General features: G+C 59.8%; 13 protein-coding genes and 1 tRNA gene. 7 read left to right on the top strand and 7 right to left on the bottom strand.

What is annotated here, in order from left to right; all coding sequences use genetic code 11:
* Nucleotides 1-93 precede the first annotated feature (93 nt).
* Nucleotides 94-2,061: a TonB-dependent copper receptor gene (locus tag AB5Y67_RS11800; RefSeq protein ID WP_199427712.1), complete on the bottom strand. Its 1,968-nt coding sequence runs from the start codon at nucleotides 2,059-2,061 to the stop codon at nucleotides 94-96.
* Between AB5Y67_RS11800 and AB5Y67_RS11795 the strand changes: the two genes are divergently transcribed.
* Nucleotides 2,050-2,310 carry a hypothetical protein gene (locus tag AB5Y67_RS11795; protein ID WP_184237457.1) on the top strand — a complete coding sequence of 87 codons (261 nt, stop codon included), beginning with the start codon at nucleotides 2,050-2,052 and terminating at the stop codon, nucleotides 2,308-2,310. The two genes, AB5Y67_RS11800 and AB5Y67_RS11795, sit on opposite strands and share 12 nt — an antisense overlap.
* Here the strand turns inward: AB5Y67_RS11795 and AB5Y67_RS11790 are convergent.
* Complete coding sequence (locus AB5Y67_RS11790; protein ID WP_005335997.1) at nucleotides 2,303-2,560, bottom strand: DUF2442 domain-containing protein; 258 nt, start codon at nucleotides 2,558-2,560, stop codon at nucleotides 2,303-2,305. The two genes, AB5Y67_RS11795 and AB5Y67_RS11790, sit on opposite strands and share 8 nt — an antisense overlap.
* A gap of 259 nt (nucleotides 2,561-2,819) precedes the next feature.
* Here AB5Y67_RS11790 and AB5Y67_RS11785 point away from each other — a divergent pair, with 259 nt between their 5' ends.
* On the top strand, nucleotides 2,820-4,784 hold the full coding sequence (locus AB5Y67_RS11785) for an LTA synthase family protein (protein WP_199427710.1): 1,965 nt from the start codon (nucleotides 2,820-2,822) through the stop codon (nucleotides 4,782-4,784).
* 91 nt (nucleotides 4,785-4,875) lie between these two features.
* Here AB5Y67_RS11785 and AB5Y67_RS11780 read toward each other — a convergent pair whose 3' ends face one another.
* On the bottom strand, nucleotides 4,876-5,346 hold the full coding sequence (locus AB5Y67_RS11780) for an Lrp/AsnC family transcriptional regulator (RefSeq protein ID WP_005336001.1): 471 nt from the start codon (nucleotides 5,344-5,346) through the stop codon (nucleotides 4,876-4,878).
* 143 nt (nucleotides 5,347-5,489) lie between these two features.
* On the opposite strand from AB5Y67_RS11780, the gene AB5Y67_RS11775 reads away from it, so the two are divergent.
* On the top strand, nucleotides 5,490-6,008 hold the full coding sequence (locus tag AB5Y67_RS11775) for a cyclin-dependent kinase inhibitor 3 family protein (RefSeq protein ID WP_043825993.1): 519 nt from the start codon (nucleotides 5,490-5,492) through the stop codon (nucleotides 6,006-6,008).
* Here AB5Y67_RS11775 and metA read toward each other — a convergent pair whose 3' ends face one another.
* Nucleotides 6,009-6,956, bottom strand: a complete 948-nt coding sequence (metA, locus tag AB5Y67_RS11770; protein ID WP_042053667.1) for a homoserine O-succinyltransferase — start codon at nucleotides 6,954-6,956, stop codon at nucleotides 6,009-6,011.
* A gap of 144 nt (nucleotides 6,957-7,100) precedes the next feature.
* On the opposite strand from metA, the gene AB5Y67_RS11765 reads away from it, so the two are divergent.
* The 4 genes from AB5Y67_RS11765 to yidA all read left to right on the top strand — a co-directional run bounded on the left by AB5Y67_RS11765 (nucleotide 7,101) and on the right by yidA (nucleotide 12,388).
* Complete coding sequence (locus tag AB5Y67_RS11765; protein WP_005336014.1) at nucleotides 7,101-8,339, top strand: DUF3391 domain-containing protein; 1,239 nt, start codon at nucleotides 7,101-7,103, stop codon at nucleotides 8,337-8,339.
* A gap of 53 nt (nucleotides 8,340-8,392) precedes the next feature.
* Complete coding sequence (locus AB5Y67_RS11760; RefSeq protein ID WP_199427709.1) at nucleotides 8,393-9,541, top strand: CinA family nicotinamide mononucleotide deamidase-related protein; 1,149 nt, start codon at nucleotides 8,393-8,395, stop codon at nucleotides 9,539-9,541.
* A 255-nt stretch (nucleotides 9,542-9,796) separates the two neighbouring features.
* Nucleotides 9,797-11,464, top strand: a complete 1,668-nt coding sequence (locus AB5Y67_RS11755; protein WP_199427769.1) for a FapA family protein — start codon at nucleotides 9,797-9,799, stop codon at nucleotides 11,462-11,464.
* Nucleotides 11,465-11,578: 114 nt separating this feature from the next.
* Nucleotides 11,579-12,388 (top strand): sugar-phosphatase, encoded by an 810-nt coding sequence (yidA, locus tag AB5Y67_RS11750; RefSeq protein WP_005363212.1) that lies wholly within the window; start codon nucleotides 11,579-11,581, stop codon nucleotides 12,386-12,388.
* A gap of 111 nt (nucleotides 12,389-12,499) precedes the next feature.
* Here the strand turns inward: yidA and AB5Y67_RS11745 are convergent, their stop codons facing one another.
* From AB5Y67_RS11745 to AB5Y67_RS11735, 3 genes are all read right to left on the bottom strand, one after another.
* Nucleotides 12,500-15,583 carry a transglycosylase domain-containing protein gene (locus AB5Y67_RS11745; RefSeq protein WP_199427708.1) on the bottom strand — a complete coding sequence of 1,028 codons (3,084 nt, stop codon included), beginning with the start codon at nucleotides 15,581-15,583 and terminating at the stop codon, nucleotides 12,500-12,502.
* A gap of 208 nt (nucleotides 15,584-15,791) precedes the next feature.
* On the bottom strand, nucleotides 15,792-16,109 hold the full coding sequence (gene tmaR, locus AB5Y67_RS11740; protein ID WP_005336024.1) for a PTS system regulator TmaR: 318 nt from the start codon (nucleotides 16,107-16,109) through the stop codon (nucleotides 15,792-15,794).
* 412 nt (nucleotides 16,110-16,521) lie between these two features.
* Nucleotides 16,522-16,598 (bottom strand) — tRNA-Asp (locus AB5Y67_RS11735).
* Between the last annotated feature and the right edge of the window lie 162 nt (nucleotides 16,599-16,760).

The following is a 16,760-nucleotide window of genomic DNA, read 5'->3' as shown; positions in this document are numbered from 1 at the left end:
TGAGAGCAGGCGTCTGATACGCCTGTTTTTCACCATGATAGCGATGCTCACACAGCGGTGTCTGTGACTGAAAACGTTATCTGACTCAACTGGTTAGAGCACACCGGCCGAGGCAAAGCGGTAGTTGACAGAGAGCCAGTAGGAACGACCCGGCTCGGGGATGCGGCCGCTCTGCTCGTAGCCCAGCCCGGCCTGACTGCTGTGGACCGACTTGGAGAGGTGCTCGTAGTAGAAGGTGTCGAACAGGTTGTCTACCCCGGCCGAGAGTTGCCACCCCTTGGCAAACTGCCAGGCGCCGCTCAGGTTCATGGTGAAGAAGCCCGGAGTCTCCCCCTGATCCTGACCGGCGACCGTGCCGGAGCCCACATCCACCCGATCCTGCGCCGCCACGGCGCGCCCCAGCAGGGTAAAGCTCAGCGCCTCGTCCGGCTGCCAGCCCAGCGCCAGCTTGCCATCGAGCGGTGGCATCTGGGCCAGCGGCTTGTTGTCGCTCTGGTTTTCGCCGTAGACCACCGCCAGACCACCATCGAGACGCCACTGCTCGGCAAACTGCCAGCGCCCTTCCAACTCGCCACCCCGGGTCTGGGCATCGATATTGCGCACCTTGTTCGACTTGCTGTTGTAGAGCAGGTAGTCCTTGATATCGGCGCTAAAGAGGGAGAGGGTCAGGTCCAGCTCGCGACTGCGCAGGGCCAACCCAGCATCCCACTGGCGACTGCGCTCCGGGTTGAGGGTGAACGGGGTGCTGTCCTTGCTGCGCTCCCAGTAGTCCGGCGCACGCTCTGCCTGCCCCCAGGCCAGATAGCTGGACCAGCGTGGCGACCACTGATATTCGTAGCGGCCAAACCCGCTGTTAAGACTCAGGGTATCGCTGTAGAGGGTCTGTTCACCGGCGCCATAGCGGGTGGTCTCTACCCTATCCTGACGGTAACCGCCCTTGTAGCTGTGAGCCCCCTGCTGACGACCCAGTTCGGCGAAGCCGCCCTGCTGCTCGAAACGCAGGGTGCGCTGGCGATCCTTGGTGGCATAGTCGACCCCACTCCGACTGCGGTGCTGATCCCGGTTGCTGTCTAGCCCGGCGGTCAGCAGCCAGTCTGCTGGCAAGGCGATGTCGTTGGCCCAGCGACCGCCAGTGTTGCGGCGATCCGGGTTGGAGAGCATCTTCATGCCACTGTTTTGCCGCAGGCTGAAGTTGTCCATGATGTGGTCGATGTAGTTATCCCAGAGGGTCAGCTCGCTACGCTGCCAGTGAGTGGTGATCTGCTCCTGCTTGAGCTTCAGCCCGAAGGATTCGCGATCAAACATGGGGCCATCCATGGTGCGGTCCGCATAGGCGGCGCGGGCGTTGCTGCGCTCGGCGGTCAGTTCCAGCCAAGTGTGCTCCCCCGGCGTCCAGCCCAGCTGGGCGGTGCCGTTCTCGCGGCGATAGAAGGAGCGCACCTCGTTGCCGTGACCATCGCGGTAATCGTCGCTATCGGAGTGGGTGAACTGACCGCGCAGATAGCCGTCGGTCGAGCCCGCAGTCATATCCACCATCTGATCATCACGGCCAAAGCTGCCATAGAGGGCCGAGGCATCGGCCTTGAGGCCCGGTGCGGTGAACTCGGGCCTGTCCCGCTCGAACAGCACGGTTCCCGCCAGGGTGGCACCCTGCTCAAGGGATTGCGGCCCCTTCAGCACCCGGATCCGGTCAAAGGATTGGGGGAACACATAGGCCGTGGGCGGGTCCATCCGGCCACCACAGCCACCGGCCAGCATGCCGCCATCCATCTGCACGTTGAGGCGGGACATCCCCATCCCCCGCAATACAGGGTCGCCACCGAGCCCCCCTTTGCGCACCATGCTCATGCCGGTGACATTCTTCAGATAACCGGCGCCGTCGGCAGCGGGCATGGGGGAACCGGGCTTCTTGGGATCCAGTGTCACCTCCAGGGTGCTGGCGGGGCGGGTTGCCACCACCACCATGGGATCCAGCTGTTGAACCGATTCCTGACCGGCAGCGCCGTGACAGGCGAGCCCACCAACCAGCAGGGCAAGGGGTGTGCGCATATGACAAGCCATACATTTTCCTTATGTATTTGTTTTGTTATTTTCATTCAACCGACCAAACCTTTCAGCAAGGGAAAGGTTCACCATCTGGCCGCAAAAAAGGCCTGCGGCGCGAAAGCGGCAAGCCTCTGTCAGGTGAAGCGAAGGCAAGTTGGCAAAATGTTGCGCAGGTTTTACCCAAGTTGGCTCAGAAAGGCAAACGGGCAAACATTCCAGCAACAGGAATCTGGCGTTGGCTCACAAAAAATGGGGATTAGCTAAAGGCTTCCCGCTCATCGATGGGAGAGATGAGGTGATAGACCTCATGGGCAGATAGCGTGCAGCCAACAGGCCACTCCAGCTGGTGGTGACGGTTGATGAAGACCCGGGCGCAATGACGCTCGCTCTCCAGCTTTGCAAATAGCGGCTGGGTTCGCCAGGGGGTCAGATCCAGCACCCCCGTGGTGCCATCCGATAACACCAGAAACAGGCGCCATCCCCGCACATACTCGACATCGATAAAGACCGGCATCCCTTCGGCTCCGATTGAGATAATTCGCGGCAATTATAAACACCAACTCCCCATCCATACACGCTGTGGCTCACATTTTATCCAGCAGATTATGCTGTGCTCATTAGTGGCGCGACATCACATTTTTAGATGATAAATGTGTTAATGCTGACTTTTAACAAACTTGAATGCAACCTTAACCAATTCGATCTGTCATAACCTCACAACAACTAAAAAAACGTCTGTGGACAGACGTTTACAGTCTCATTCAGGAACAAACATGACAGATCTAAAACAGCGACTTGGCCCGTTCTGGCCCTTCGCCGTCTTCTGCGCGCTCGCGCTTTTTTCTCTCTCTTTCAGCCGAATCGCCCTCGGTCTCTGGCAACTGGAACGGGTGGATGCCGTGGCCGGTTGGCAGGAGATGCTGCTGCAAGGGATCCGGGTCGACTTTGCGACCCTCTGCTGGGTCTGGGGTGTCCCCGCCATGCTCACTCTGCTGCTGGCAGGCCCCCATGCCATCGGTCGCGGCTGGCTGCAACTGATGCGAGTGTGGCTGACCGTCGGACTCTGGCTGATGCTGTTTCTCGAAATCTCCACCCCCTCCTTTATCAATGAGTACGGATTACGCCCCAATCGTCTCTATGTGGAGTACCTCATCTATCCGAAAGAGGTGTTCGCCATGCTGTGGGCGGGCCGCAAAGCCGAGCTGCTGCTGTCGGTACTCTTCAGTGGCGCCGTGCTGGCTGTTGGCTGGTGGCTGAGCGGCCGTCTGGTGCGTGGCCTCAGCTTCCCCCGCTGGTATCTGCGTCCTGCCTTCGCCCTGCTCATTCTGGCCATAGGTTTTCTCGGTGCCCGCTCCAGTCTCGGTCACCGCGCCCTGAACCCGGCCATGGTCGCCTTTGCCGAAGACCCGCTGGTCAACTCGCTCACCGTCAACTCCGCCTACTCCCTCTTCTTTGCCATCAAGCAGATGGGCGCCGAGGAGGATGCCGGCCAGTTTTACGGCGAGATGACGGAGCAGAAGGTGCTCGAGGTCATGCGCAAGGAGAGTGGCCGTCCGGCCAGTGATTTCAACTCCGAACTACTGCCCAGCCAGACCTTCAACCAGGCGAGCTTCCAGGGTAAACCGAAGAATCTGGTGATCCTGCTGCAGGAGAGTCTGGGCGCCCAGTTTGTCGGCTCCCTCGGCGGCCTGCCGCTTACCCCCAACATCGACGCCCTGTCGCAGCAGGGCTGGGCCTTCGAGCAGCTCTACGCCACCGGCACCCGCTCGGTGCGCGGTATCGAGGCGGTACTGACCGGCTTCACGCCGACCCCGGCACAGGCGGTGGTAAAACTCGGCAAGAGCCAGACCAACTTCTTCACCATCGCGGATCTGCTCAAACAGCGGGGTTATGACACCAGCTTTATTTATGGCGGCGAGAGTCACTTCGACAACATGCGCAGCTTCTTCCTCGGCAACGGCTTCACCACCATCGTCGAACAGAAGGATTTCGACAATCCGGTGTTCAAAGGCTCTTGGGGCGCCTCCGATGAGGATCTGATGGCCAAGGCCGACGAGACCTTCAAGGCGCTGCACAAAGAGGGCAAACCCTTCTTCAGTCTGGTGTTCAGCTCCAGCAACCACGATCCGTTCGAATTCCCGGACAACCGCATCGAACTCTTCGAGCAACCCAAACAGACCCGCAACAACGCGGCCAAGTATGCGGATTACGCCATCGGCGAATTCTTCAAGAGGGCGAAACAATCCGAATACTGGAAGGACACCCTGTTCCTGGTCATCGCCGATCACGACAGCCGGGTCGGTGGCGCCAGTCTGGTGCCCATCCCCCGCTTCCATATCCCCGGCGTCATTGTGGGCGACGGCATTGCACCGAGGAAGGATCCGCGCATCGTCAGCCAGATCGACATGGCGCCGACCCTGCTCTCCCTGATGGGGATCAGTGCCGACTACCCCATGCTCGGCAAGGATCTGACCCGCATGCCCGCCGACTGGCCGGGGCGCGCCATCATGCAGTACGACAAGAACTTTGCCCTGATGCGCGGCAAGGATGTGGTGATCCTGCAACCGGAGCGGGCGGCAGAGGGCTATGTCTACGACAATGCCAGCGAGAAGCTGACTCTGGCGGCGCAGCCGGACGCCTTGAAGGAGGATGCCCTCGGTCTTGCCCTGTGGGGCAGCATGGCCTATCAGAAGAGTCTCTATCAGACGGCCAAGGATGAACGCACCGCCGCCAATTGAGCTCCCCGTGCAGATTCAACCCATAGCAGAATAGAAAAAACCGCCAGCTGGCGGTTTTTTCTATCTATTCATACTGTCGGCCCACTGGCCGTTATGGCTGGGGAAAGCAGGGCAGGGAGCGGCTGAACTTGTGCTCGAATACCAGCGAGGTTTCGAGGTGCACCACCTCCTCGCGGGAGGTGAAGTGATCGAAGACGAAGTTGCGCAGGTGCTCGGTATCAGAGACACAGAGGTGCACCAGAAAATCATCCTTGCCCCCCATGTGGAACAGACTGATCACTTCGGGCAGCGCCAGAATGGCATCGCGGAAGGCATCGATGATCTGGCGGCTGTGGCGGGCCAGCTGCAGGGAGACCATGGCCTGAATGTGGCCACCGAGGGCCTGATAATCCACTTCGCAGTGCGCCCCCTTGAGCACGCCATCCTGCTGCAGCTTACGCACCCGCTCCAGACAGGTGGAGGGGGCAACGCCCACCAGCGCGGCCAGATCCTTGTTGGTCATGCCCGCATCCCGAAACAGATGGGCCAGGATATCCAAATCCAGTTGATCCAGGTTTCTCATCTTAACTCCTTGAACCGCTCATTTTTTTAGACTCTGCCCGTAAACCGGGGCAAACACAACGGCCATTGACATCCCCCCTGCCCCGCCTATCCTTGGCGCCATTCACCGGCCGCAGCCCTGCGGCCACCACGCGAGGATCCGCCATGCACCCGTATCACCCCTTCTGGAGCCTTGAGGTTCCCCGTGTCGACGGTCAGCTGCTGCTGACCCCCTGCCCCGGCACCCAGCAGGTGCCGCTGACCCTGGCGCTCGATCAACTGCGGTTGGCCGGTGCCCACGGGGTGGTGACCCTGATGACAAGCGCCGAGTTGATCCGACTCGAACTGGCGCAGCTCGGCCAGCAGGTCGAGCACGAAGGGATGCGCTGGTTCCATCTGCCCATCGAGGATGATCTGGCCCCCGATGCCGACTTCGAGGCGGCCTGGCAACAGGCGCTGCCACAGCTGCGCGAGCTGCTGGGGGATGGCAAACATCTGGTCATCCACTGCAAAGGGGGCAGCGGTCGTACCGGTCTGGTCGCCGCCGCGCTGCTGATGACCCTTGGCCAGCCACAGCAAGAGGCAATGGCCGCCATCAAGGCCCACAGACCCAAGGCGTTTACCCTGGCCTGCCACCGCCAGTGGCTCGACCAGCTGGCCGAGCGGCTGGCGCAGGGCGACTGACTATTTGCCTCCCTGGTCGTAGGTAAAGACCTTGCCGATATCCTCCACCCGATAGCTGGTGAGCTGATAGACGTAGTAGTTGAGCCAGTTGGCAAACAGCAGATGACCGTGGCTGCGCCAGCTGGCGCGCGGCGTCCGGCTCGGATCATTATTCGGGTAGTAGTTGACCGGAATGGCCGGGTCGAGCCCTGCCGCCAGATCCCGCTGGTACTCCCCGTCCAGCGTCAGGGCATCGTACTCCGGGTGCCCGGTGACAAACACCTGACGACAATCCTTGGTCGCCGCCAGATAGACCCCCGCCTCTTCTGACTCGGCAAAAATCTGCAAGTCGGTCTGGGCACGGATCAGATCGCCATCAAACGCCGCGTAACGGGAGTGGGGGGCGACAAACTCGTCATCGAAACCGCGCAGCAGCGGCTCGTGCTCATCGAGGCGATGGTGGCGGTAAACCCCGGAGAGCTTCTCGCCGTGGGTCTGCTTCTCCATGCCATACAAGGCTTTCAGCGCTGCCTGCACCGCCCAGCAGAGGAACAGGGTGGAGGTGACATGCTGATGGGACCACTCGATGATCTCGACGATGCGCGGCCAGTAGACCACCTCCTCGAACTCCACCAGCCCGAGCGGCGCCCCTGTGATGATCATGCCGTCGTAGTTGTTGCCACGCACCTGCTCGAAGTCGTGATAGAAGTTCTCCAGATGCGCCTGCGGCGTGTTCTTTGACTCCCTGTCATCGATGCGCAGCAGATCCACATCCACCTGCAGCGGCGAGTTGGAGAGCATCCGCATCAGCTGGATCTCGGTCTCAATCTTCTTTGGCATCAGGTTGAGGATGAGCACCCGCAGCGGGCGGATGTTCTGGGTGACGGCCCGGGATTCCGTCATCACGAAGATGTTCTCCTGCCCCAGCACTTCGGCGGCGGGTAACTGATCCGGGATCTTGATCGGCATGCTTACTCCCTGTACTGCATCGGTAAATATGTCTGGACATCCAGAAGCCTATAATAAAGCTCCAGCCCTGTCATCAGATACCTTTTGTATTCACCCCCGCCTTTGACTAGCATACGGCTCAGTGTGTCTCCTGCTTCCAAGATAATGACCGGTATCAAGATTTCCGTAGATCGACTGCAAGTCGGCAACTATGTCTCCCTGCCACTGGGGTGGCGCGAACACCCGTTCCTGTTTTCCAGCTTCAAAATCAAAAGTGAAGAAGAGATCGAGCTGATCCGCCGTCTCGGCCTGAAACTGGTCACCATCATTCCCGACAAGAGCGACGTTCCGCCCAAGCCCCTCAATCAGGTACAGCCTCAGCAACAAGAGAGCGCAGACGCCGCCCAGCGTCAGGCCCAGATGCAGCAGGAGAAAGATCGCCGCATCGAGCAGTTGCAACTCTATCGCCGCAACCTGCAGCAGTGCGAGAAGCAGTTCCAGCAGTCGCTGGCGCAGGTGCGCAGCGTGATGAGCAAGATCCAGTCCCGCCCCCTCAATGCCATCGGCGAGGCGCAGGAGCTGGTCAACGCCATGACAGAACAGCTGCTCTCGGTGGACGAGATGGTGCTGCATCTGGTCTCCGACAGTGAGGATGGCAACAACCTCTACTTCCACTCCCTCAACGTCAGCGTGCTCAGCATGCTGCTGGCCAAGGAGTGCTGCATGACGGCCGACGAGATCCGTCAGGTCGGCATGGGGGCGCTGTTCCACGATATCGGCAAGCTGAAGATCCCGAGCCAGATCCTGCGCAAGACCGAGCCGCTGACCAAGCCGGAACAGAACCTGATGGCCCAGCACCCGCGCTATGGGCTGGATCTGCTCAATCTGGCCAAGGATTTCCCGGCCGAGGCGAAGGGGATCGTGCTCCATCACCATGAATATCTCGATGGCAGCGGGCCGGAAGGGCTCAAGGGTGGCCAGCTCGATCCGCTGACCCAGATGGTGTCGCTGATCAACGAGTACGATAACCTCTGCCACATGCAGGCCAAGGTGCCCTACTCGGCCCTGAGCGGCCTCTACAAGCAGCGCAAGGCGCAGTTCAATCCGGAGTACCTCAGCATGCTGATCCGGTTGATGGGGATCTACCCCCCCGGCAGCGTGGTGCAACTCTCCAACGGTCAGGTGGGGCTGGTGATGTCGGTCAACGCTTCCCGCCTGCTCTACCCCTCGGTGCTGGTCTACGATCCGCGCATTCCCCGTCAGGAAGCCGCCATCATCGACCTGCAGCAAGCCGAACTGTCGATCGCCAAGGTGATCCACCCCAAACGGCTGCCGCCCGCCGTGTTCGAGTACCTCAATCCGCGTACCCGGATCAGCTACTACTTCGAGCACAACAAAGCCTGATTGTGTTGGCCCAAGACCAACCGTTGCCACCCGTTTAATCCAAGGAGCCTGCCATGCGTATCGAGATCATCAGTACCGGAGACGAAATAGTGACGGGTCTGGTGGTGGATACCAATGCAGCCTGGCTCAGCGCTCTGCTGCTGGAGCAGGGCTGGCAGGTGCGCCGTCGCCTGACAGTGGGGGACAACCTCGCCGACCTGAAAACGGTGCTGCAAGAGAGTGCCAGCCGCGCCGAGGTGGTGCTGGTGTGTGGCGGGCTCGGGCCCACTGCCGACGATCTCACCGCTCAGGCCGCCGCCGAGGCCTTTGACCAACCGCTCACCCTCTTCCCCGACTGGCTCGCTACCATCGAAGCGCGCTACGCCAGCCGTGGCCGCCCCATGGCACAAAGCAATGCCAAACAGGCATGGCTGCCACAGAGGTGCGAAATCCTCGACAACCCGGTTGGCACCGCCTGCGGCTTTGTGGTGCGAAGTGGCCAGAGTCAGCTCTTCTTCACCCCGGGCGTGCCGTTCGAATTCAAGCAGATGGTGCGCGAGCAAATTCTGCCGCGCCTCAAACAGCTGGCCGGTGCGCAGATTGATACCGAGCTGCGTCGCTTTTACACCTTCGGCATCTCGGAATCAGCCCTCAGCGATATGCTGGATGCCGAACCCTGGCCAGCTGGTCTTGAGCTGGGTTACCGCTCCTCCATGCCCCTTATCGAGCTGAAACTGATCGGCCACGGCGCCAGTACCGCTGACATGGAGAGTGCAGAGCGCCGACTGCTGGATACGATCCGCCCCTGGCTGGTTGGCAGCGGAGATACGGAACCGGCGCAGCAGATCCTCGCGCTGCTGCAAGGCAAACCGCTGGCTCTGCTGGAGGGAGATAGTGGCGGCGCCCTGCTGGCGCTTTGTCACGGCCATCCCCGGCTGGAGGCCAACTTCAGTACGCAACTGGCCGATGAGCTGGCGCAACTGCCGACAACCGATGCGGGCCTGCAACTGACCATAGGGCGAGAGGGCACAGAGGGGGTACCACTGCTGCTCAGCGCCGATGGCAAGCACGTCGGTCAGACGGTCAAGGTCAGCCACCCCGACCCGGAGAGTCGCCGCAAGATCCTCGCCTTTGCCGCCCTCGACATGCTGCGCCGCCATATGCTGGGTGAGCCGGTGCTCGGCGATTACCTCACCCTGGCCAGAACAGCCCAGCGCAGCTGATAAGAACCGCCATTCACCTGCCAGCGACCCTAGGTCGCTGGCGCTACGATCCGTCTTTTCACTCCGTTTCCAAACAGCGCCCACATTTATCTGGCCGCCATCACCGATTTGACTTCAATTCATTGACCATTCAGAGGAAATATCTGAATACTGCCCACTCTCAGGGTTGGCGACTCGCTTTATTAATCATTGAGAGATTAAATGACAGTAGAGGAGCGAGCCGATCGCTCCGTTCTCATCCAGCAAGGAGATGCGGTGTTAAGCAAAGAGTGGTTGCTGCTATCAAGCGATATGGAGCTGGTCTGCCTGCGGATTGCCGCCGGTCTCACCAAACCTGTCACGGAACAAGATGTGCAGGCTCTGCTGCTCGCTTCCAACTGTCGCCGCTATCAGCCGCTGCCCGAGGGGATCAAACAGGCTATCAGCCTGCTTAATACCCTGCTCACCAACCCTGCCGCCCCCGTCCCCGCCAACCCCATCCCTGTCGGCAAGCGTCAGGATGCCCGACTCGCCGTAATAGTGGAGAAGGATCGCATGAGCGCCATCGCCCAGATCACTGCCGACTGGGGGGGCAAGTATGTGACGCTGGAACAGCTGAAAGAGGCGATCGCCATCAGCGAAATCAAACAGGGGGTGAGTGATCAACTGCTCACCGCTGCCATCCAGTCGGCCAAGGAGGCCGCCCCCGGCAGTCAGCTCAAGCTGGTGATTGCCAACGGCCAGCCTGCCGTCAATGGTCAGGACACTCGCTATGAGCGGCTGGTGGAGACCCCGGCCGAACGGATCCTCAAACCGCAGGAGTTGGGGCATGGCAAGGTCGACCTGCGGGATCTCGGCTCCATCGTCACCGTCAAGGCCGGCGCTCCGCTGATGCGCCGTCATCCGGCCACCGTCGGGGTGCCCGGTTTTACCGTGACCGGTCAGGACCTGCCCGCCAAAGATGGCAAAGACAGTCCGATGAGCGCTGGCGAGGGCACCTTCATCTCCCCCGACGATCCCGACCTGCTGATTGCCGGTCGGGCTGGCCTGCCCTGTCAGGAGAAAGCGGGCATGAAGGTGGACGAGGTGCTCAGCGTCAAACAGGTGGATGCCCGCCACGGCCACATTGATTTTGAAGGGGGCTTAATCGTCAGCGGCGACGTCAACCCGGGCATGAAGATCAGAGTCAGCGGTGATATCGTCATCGGCGGCTTTATCGAAGGGGGCTGGATCGAGGCGGGGGGCAGCATCACGGTACGCCACGGCATCATTGGCCGCCGCAACGAGCAGGGAGAGTACCTTTGCCAACTCAATGCGCAGGGGGAGATCCACGCCAGCTACGCCCAATATGCCCAGCTGGAAGCGGGGGGGGATATCCAGATCCAGAGCCAGCTCAGCCACTGCTACTCCCGCAGCGGACAAGATATCAAGGTGGGCGATAGCAACATGCGCAAAGGCACTCTGCTGGGGGGCACCAGCATTGCCAATCGCCTGATCATGGCTCCCAGCCTGGGGGCCGAGGCCGCCAACCATACCCGACTGCAGATCCTTGGCGGCTACTTCACCCACAAGGAGCAGGAACACCAGCTCAAGCTGCGCCAGCAGGCGTGTCAGGCCCAGCTGGAGAAAATCAAGGAGCTGGTCATGAAGTTGCTGCAACTGCCCAGCGACAAGCGCAATCCGGATACCTTGCGCAAGCTCAAACCGATCCGGGACCATCAGCTGGCCGAACTGGCCCAGCTCGATGAGCAGCTCACCGCTAACCAGGAGGAGCTACGAAACTTGATGGCTCAGATGGAGGTCATTGCCACCCAGCACCTCTACTCCGGCATCGAGGTCGAGATGGCCAGCTTCAAACGCAAGGTTACCATCACCCGAGGCCCTACCCGCCTGACCATCCATGATGAAACCCTGGAGATGACCCCTTACGAGGGACACAAATAGCTCAACCGGCACGGCCCCATCGCTGAACCGGCCGTGATCCCGCCGCCGATTTTCGCTACACTCGCCACTTCCTTGGCCCCACCGGGCGGGCCACCCAGACTCAGGTAGTGAGAGATGTACAAGCTGATCGCATTGGATATGGATGGCACCCTGCTCAACCCGCAGGGCCAGATTACTCCCCGAACCCACGCCGCCATCAGTGCCGCGCGCGCCAAAGGGGTCACCGTTGTGCTGGCCTCCGGCCGCCCGCTGGAAGGGATGAGCCGCTATCTGGAAGAGCTCGGCCTCACCACAGAGCATGACTATGTCATCTGCTACAACGGCGCTCTGGTGCAGCAGGTGGCCGATCAGCGCATCATCCGCAGCCAGCTGCTGACCGGCAGTGACGCCAGCGCCGTCGCCAAACTGGCTGATGAGCTGGAAGTGAACGTCCACGGTTTCTCGGTCACCCAGGGCCTCATCAGTCCCCGTGTCAGCACCTACACCGAGCACGAATCTCGCCTGATCGGCATGCCGATCAATCTGATCGACTTCGCCACCCTGCCTGCCGACGAGCAGATCATGAAGGTGATGATGATCGACGAGCCGCCCCAGCTCTCCCGCGCCATCGAGCGACTGCCTGCAGAGCTCTATGAGCGCTATACCGTGGTACAGAGCGCCCCCTTCTTCCTAGAGTTCATGAACAAGCAGAGCAACAAGGGAACAGGCGTGGCCGCACTGGCCGAGCATCTTGGCCTGACCGCCGATCAGGTGATCTGCGTCGGGGATGCGGGCAACGATCGCCATATGATCGAGTACGCAGGCCTCGGGGTTGCGATGGGCAATGCCACCGACGAGATCAAGGCGCTCGCCCAGCACACCACCGCCCGCAACGATGAAGATGGTGTAGCTCAGGTGATCGAACAGTTCGTACTGAACGCCTGATCGCAATCGAGCGCCGCTGCGCCCGATGAGGATATAAAAACGGGGAGGCTGTCAGCCTCCCCGTTTTTTCTCTGGTTAGTTATCTGCGTGATGAGCGGTAATTCGTGCGCATCACTGGTTCGCAAGACACTGGGTATGGGAACCCGGTTGCAGGTAAGGCGTCAGCAGAGGAGCCATCCCCTTGAGCACCTGCACCGGCAGCGCCGAGGTGAAGCGGAACTTGTCAGACTGGCTACCCGGTACATAGGCGGTCAGGGTACCGAAGTGATCCTCACCCAGATAGAAAACGAAGGTCGCGGTGCGGTTGCGCGCCAGTGAGCTGGTCACGTTGCCATAACGACCCACGGTTTCAATCCGGTTATCCCCGGTTCCGGTCTTGCCCCCCATCTGCAGCACAGTGCCATCCGGCAGGGTAAAGGCACCGGCAATACGTCTTGCCGTGCCCCCTTCAACGACTTTGGAGAGCGCACTGCGCAGGGCGGCCGCCACCTCTGCCGGCATCACACGGGTACCCTCGGTGTGCTGCGGCTCAAACTCGGTCTCGAAGGGCGTTCCCTTGGCAAACGAGAGGTGCTCGATACGCAAGGTTGGCGAGCGGACACCGCCATTCTGGATAATCCCCATCAGCTCGGCCAGTGCAGCCGGACGATCGCCGGAGCTACCCAACGCGGTCGCCAGCGAAGGCACCAGATGGTCGAACGGATAACCGAGCTTGGCCCAGCGCTGATGGATATCGAGGAAGGCTTCAACCTCCAGCATGGTGCGGATCCGGCTGTCACGGGCACTGCGATGACGGGTCTTGAACAGCCAGCTGTAAACCTCCTGCCGCTCGTCACGACTGGCCGCCACCGCGTCGGCAAAGGTCGTCTTGTCGAACTCCTTGAGATAGGCCAGCAACCACAGCTCCAGCGGGTGAACCCGGGCGATGTAGCCCTGATCCGGCAGTGAATACTTGCCCGGGCCATAGCTCACATAGAGCTGATTGATCCGTTTCGCACTCAGCTTCTCGCGCGGCAGCCGCTCCGCCAGGAAGGCAGCAAATGCGGCTTCGCTGGCTTCCGGCATCAGGTAGCGGTGAACCGCCGCCAGACGTACCGCACTCGGCTTGAGACCGTCGAGGAAGGTATCGAGTTGCTCCTCGGGGGTCTTGCCGCGATATTTGCGCCAGAAGCGCAGCAGATAGGTCTGGCCCTCTTTGTCGGCAAATTTGGCCAGATACTCCTGACGGCGGGGATCCTTGTCATCCTTCAGCAACTGGGCACGGTTGCCCTCCTTGTAGAGGCTGTAGCGCACGATATCGCGCATCAGCCGCACAAAGGGCAAGTTAATCGACTCACGCAGAGAGTCACGCAACGTCGGAATACGATTGTTATCCTCGCGGCGGAAGTTGTTGAAGGTGTGCATGCCGCCACCGGTAAAGAACCCTTCGTTGGGGCTGGCGGAGTATTTGCGATCCAGCGCCGCTTCCAGCATTACAGGCAAGCTCTTGTCCTGAGCCGTCATCAGATAGGAGATGGCCCAGCGGCTGAGGTTGTCCTGAGAGACGGCAGCCAATTTACGCAGATTATCGACCGGCATCCCGGCATAGTTGTCGTGCAGCTCGGCCACGATCTCCAGATAGGTAGTCAGCACCCGAAGCTTGGCGGTTGAGCCCAACTCCAGCTTGGAGCCTTCGTTAATATCGAACGGCTGATCAGTGTTGTCGGTCTGCACCCGCACCTTGAACCCTTCCGGCGACTTCTCGAACAGGGTGAAGCTGTAGCGCACATCGCCCGTCTTCTCAGGCGAGAGCAGGCGCTCACCAAACAGCCCTACCTGGGCGGCAAACGTCGGGTCGGCCAGCTGTTGCAGATAACGGGAGATTTCGTTCTGCAGCGGCATGTTGAGGCTGGTATCGGCAGTCAGGTCCATCCGATCGAGGTCATAGAGCTGCACCCCGAGCTGGCGGCTCAGGCGAGTACGGGCAACTTGCAACCCCTTGTTATTGTTCACCCGGGTGATAGCCGGGGACTGCAGGAAGTCACGGAACGTAATCTTGGCCTTGAGCGCCGCCTCCATCAGAGATGGCGTGATCATCCCCTCCTGCACAAACAGGCGCAGGTAGCTGTCGGTCAGGGTAGCCAATGCCTCTCGCCCTTGAGCCAGATAGTAAGAGGGACGGCGGTGCGCAATCATCAGCGAGACAACCTGACGCAGGGCAAGTCCCTGTTCGGCCAGCGGCGCATTCTGGTTGCGGGCGGGATCCAGCAGACGGTTCACGTCATCGACGTTGGCACCAAACCAGACCCAGAGACCATCTCCCAAACCATGCACCTCACCATATCCCGGCGCAGCCGAGAGCGGCACCGAGTTGAGATAGGCCCAGGCGACCAGTTTGCGCGCTTCGAGGGTTTCCGGCCCGAGACGATAGGCCCGCACGCTGGCAGAGGCCATCTGACGGATCTTCTCGGTCGGCGACAGGGTCAGGCCATCCGGCGAGTGGCGATACTTCTCCACCTGGGTCGCCAGGGTACTGCCACCGGCAGATTGATCCTGCATATCGAGCGCCTTGCCCACCTGGGAGAGCGCCGCCTTGGCAAAACGGGGCCAGTCGACCGCCGGGTTGGCCAACGGCTCTTCATTGCTCAGCAAGTCGCGGTTCTCGATAAACAGCAGCGACTGGATGACGAGCGGCGGAATGGAGTCAAAATCCGGATAGTGATGGGTCGGATACTTGAATTGATAGAAGGGCTCGGCGCGGCAATCGTGCAGCGTCAGCCCGGCCTGTACCTTCTCGGTATAGGGCACGAAGAAGCCACGACTGGCGTAGTCATAGAGTGCGTCGGAAAAATGCACCTGCTTGCTGACTTCATAACCCCGTTGCAGCAGACGCTCCTGCATCATCGGCAGTTGCACATAGCCGAGCCGCTTGTCGAACGGGCCATCCTCAGGGAAGGCGATCTGTTTGCTCTGGCCTGGCTCGACCTGATAGGTGAGCTTGGCAGCATAGCGGGAGATCTCCTGAGATTGCAGCTTCGAGGTTTTCATCTCATAGCCAACCAGAGCGATCACCGCCCCCAGGCACAATAAAAAGAGAAAACAGAACAGCCAACGCCACCAGGGACGACGCTTGCGCTTTGGGTTCCCGTCCGAGGTCTGGACAGATGAATCGTGAGATGCCACTTGTGTCAAATCCGTCTGTTCTGATGCGCCCATATCAGCCCCACCATGGTTGCGCAATTTATTGTGTTTCACTCAAGCTTAGTCTTTTCAAGTCAATGGCTTGAAACTATTGACCGCTTTGTAGTGATGGTAACAGGGCAATTCTAAAAAGGGGAGCCGATTGTTGCAGGAGTGGCAGAGATCCGAGCTGATAACAAAACACCGGCCAGTGGCCGGTGTCTCTTAAGCGAAAGCTGAACGCTTATTTGTGAGAGCTCATGCCCTTCAGCTTGGTGCTCAGCTCTTTACGCTCTTTGGAGAGCTCGGCGTTCTTGATGATGTGGTCATCCACGCGCTCTTCATAGTCGGCACGCATGTTGGCGATGATCGCCTGTACATCATCAATGCTCATGCCCGGCTTGATGTAGTCGCTCAGGTTGTCGAGCAGCAGTACGCGCTTCTGGTTGTCACGGATCTTCTTTTCGTTATCCGCAATTTCACGCTTGAGTTTGTTCTGGCGACGGGACATACGCACATATTCCAGTACATCGCTGAAGGTGGACTTGTTTACTTGTTCCATATCGATACCACTGACTTAAGGTTGATAAAAACTGGCCAAGTTACACCTGGAACCCGGCAAACTCGGCACGGGACAGGCAAACTCAAGATGCCCTTACTCTACCGAGTTATAAGCGAGATACAACCCTAATCGCGCACCATGAACAGAGTTTGGCCAAAAGTAAACCAGTTAAAATGGCCAGCAATCCATCAGATAAGATCTTGATATAGATAGAAAATGGAGGAGATGACAGGGTTTTAGTTCTCTTCCTCTAGATAAATGCTAACACTGGCTGTTTAACACGCTAAAAACACCAACGCGCGGTCGTGAGACTGGGCTTTTGTACTCGTTCTTGCGTACAAATCTGTGGGACTTATGGGCAAGATCGCACATAGCAAAAAGGCCTTCCCATCAGGGAAGGCCTTAAAATTAGTGGCGGAGCGGACGGGACTCGAACCCGCGACCCCCGGCGTGACAGGCCGGTATTCTAACCGACTGAACTACCGCTCCGCATTCGGTTAGCTTTCGCTAAATCTTTTGCTGCTTCTTCTGAGGTGTCATCCTCGCAGCCAGTGACGTGATTCTTCACATCGCTGTTTAATTGGGTGCCTGGCAGTGTCCTACTCTCGCATGGCGAATGCCACACTACCATCGGCGCTACCGCGTTTCACT

This window comes from Aeromonas sp. s12 (genome assembly GCF_040907925.1).
In the GTDB taxonomy this organism is placed as follows: domain Bacteria; phylum Pseudomonadota; class Gammaproteobacteria; order Enterobacterales; family Aeromonadaceae; genus Aeromonas; species Aeromonas veronii.
Note: the sequence above shows the minus strand (reverse complement) of the source record. Positions and strands in the feature narration are given on the sequence as shown.

What these genes read in the sequence shown, in the direction of transcription:
- AB5Y67_RS11790 (WP_005335997.1), bottom strand. Translation starts at nt 2,560, where the DNA reads ATGCCGGTCTTTATCGATGTCGAGTATGTGCGGGGATGGCGCCTGTTT.
- AB5Y67_RS11775 (WP_043825993.1), top strand. Translation starts at nt 5,490, where the DNA reads ATGCACCCGTATCACCCCTTCTGGAGCCTTGAGGTTCCCCGTGTCGAC.
- metA (WP_042053667.1), bottom strand. Translation starts at nt 6,956, where the DNA reads ATGCCGATCAAGATCCCGGATCAGTTACCCGCCGCCGAAGTGCTGGGG.
- tmaR (WP_005336024.1), bottom strand. Translation starts at nt 16,109, where the DNA reads ATGGAACAAGTAAACAAGTCCACCTTCAGCGATGTACTGGAATATGTG.
- AB5Y67_RS11795 (WP_184237457.1), top strand. Translation starts at nt 2,050, where the DNA reads ATGACAAGCCATACATTTTCCTTATGTATTTGTTTTGTTATTTTCATT.
- AB5Y67_RS11760 (WP_199427709.1), top strand. Translation starts at nt 8,393, where the DNA reads ATGCGTATCGAGATCATCAGTACCGGAGACGAAATAGTGACGGGTCTG.
- AB5Y67_RS11780 (WP_005336001.1), bottom strand. Translation starts at nt 5,346, where the DNA reads ATGAGAAACCTGGATCAACTGGATTTGGATATCCTGGCCCATCTGTTT.
- AB5Y67_RS11800 (WP_199427712.1), bottom strand. Translation starts at nt 2,061, where the DNA reads ATGGCTTGTCATATGCGCACACCCCTTGCCCTGCTGGTTGGTGGGCTC.
- AB5Y67_RS11765 (WP_005336014.1), top strand. Translation starts at nt 7,101, where the DNA reads ATGACCGGTATCAAGATTTCCGTAGATCGACTGCAAGTCGGCAACTAT.
- AB5Y67_RS11785 (WP_199427710.1), top strand. Translation starts at nt 2,820, where the DNA reads ATGACAGATCTAAAACAGCGACTTGGCCCGTTCTGGCCCTTCGCCGTC.
- AB5Y67_RS11745 (WP_199427708.1), bottom strand. Translation starts at nt 15,583, where the DNA reads ATGGGCGCATCAGAACAGACGGATTTGACACAAGTGGCATCTCACGAT.
- yidA (WP_005363212.1), top strand. Translation starts at nt 11,579, where the DNA reads ATGTACAAGCTGATCGCATTGGATATGGATGGCACCCTGCTCAACCCG.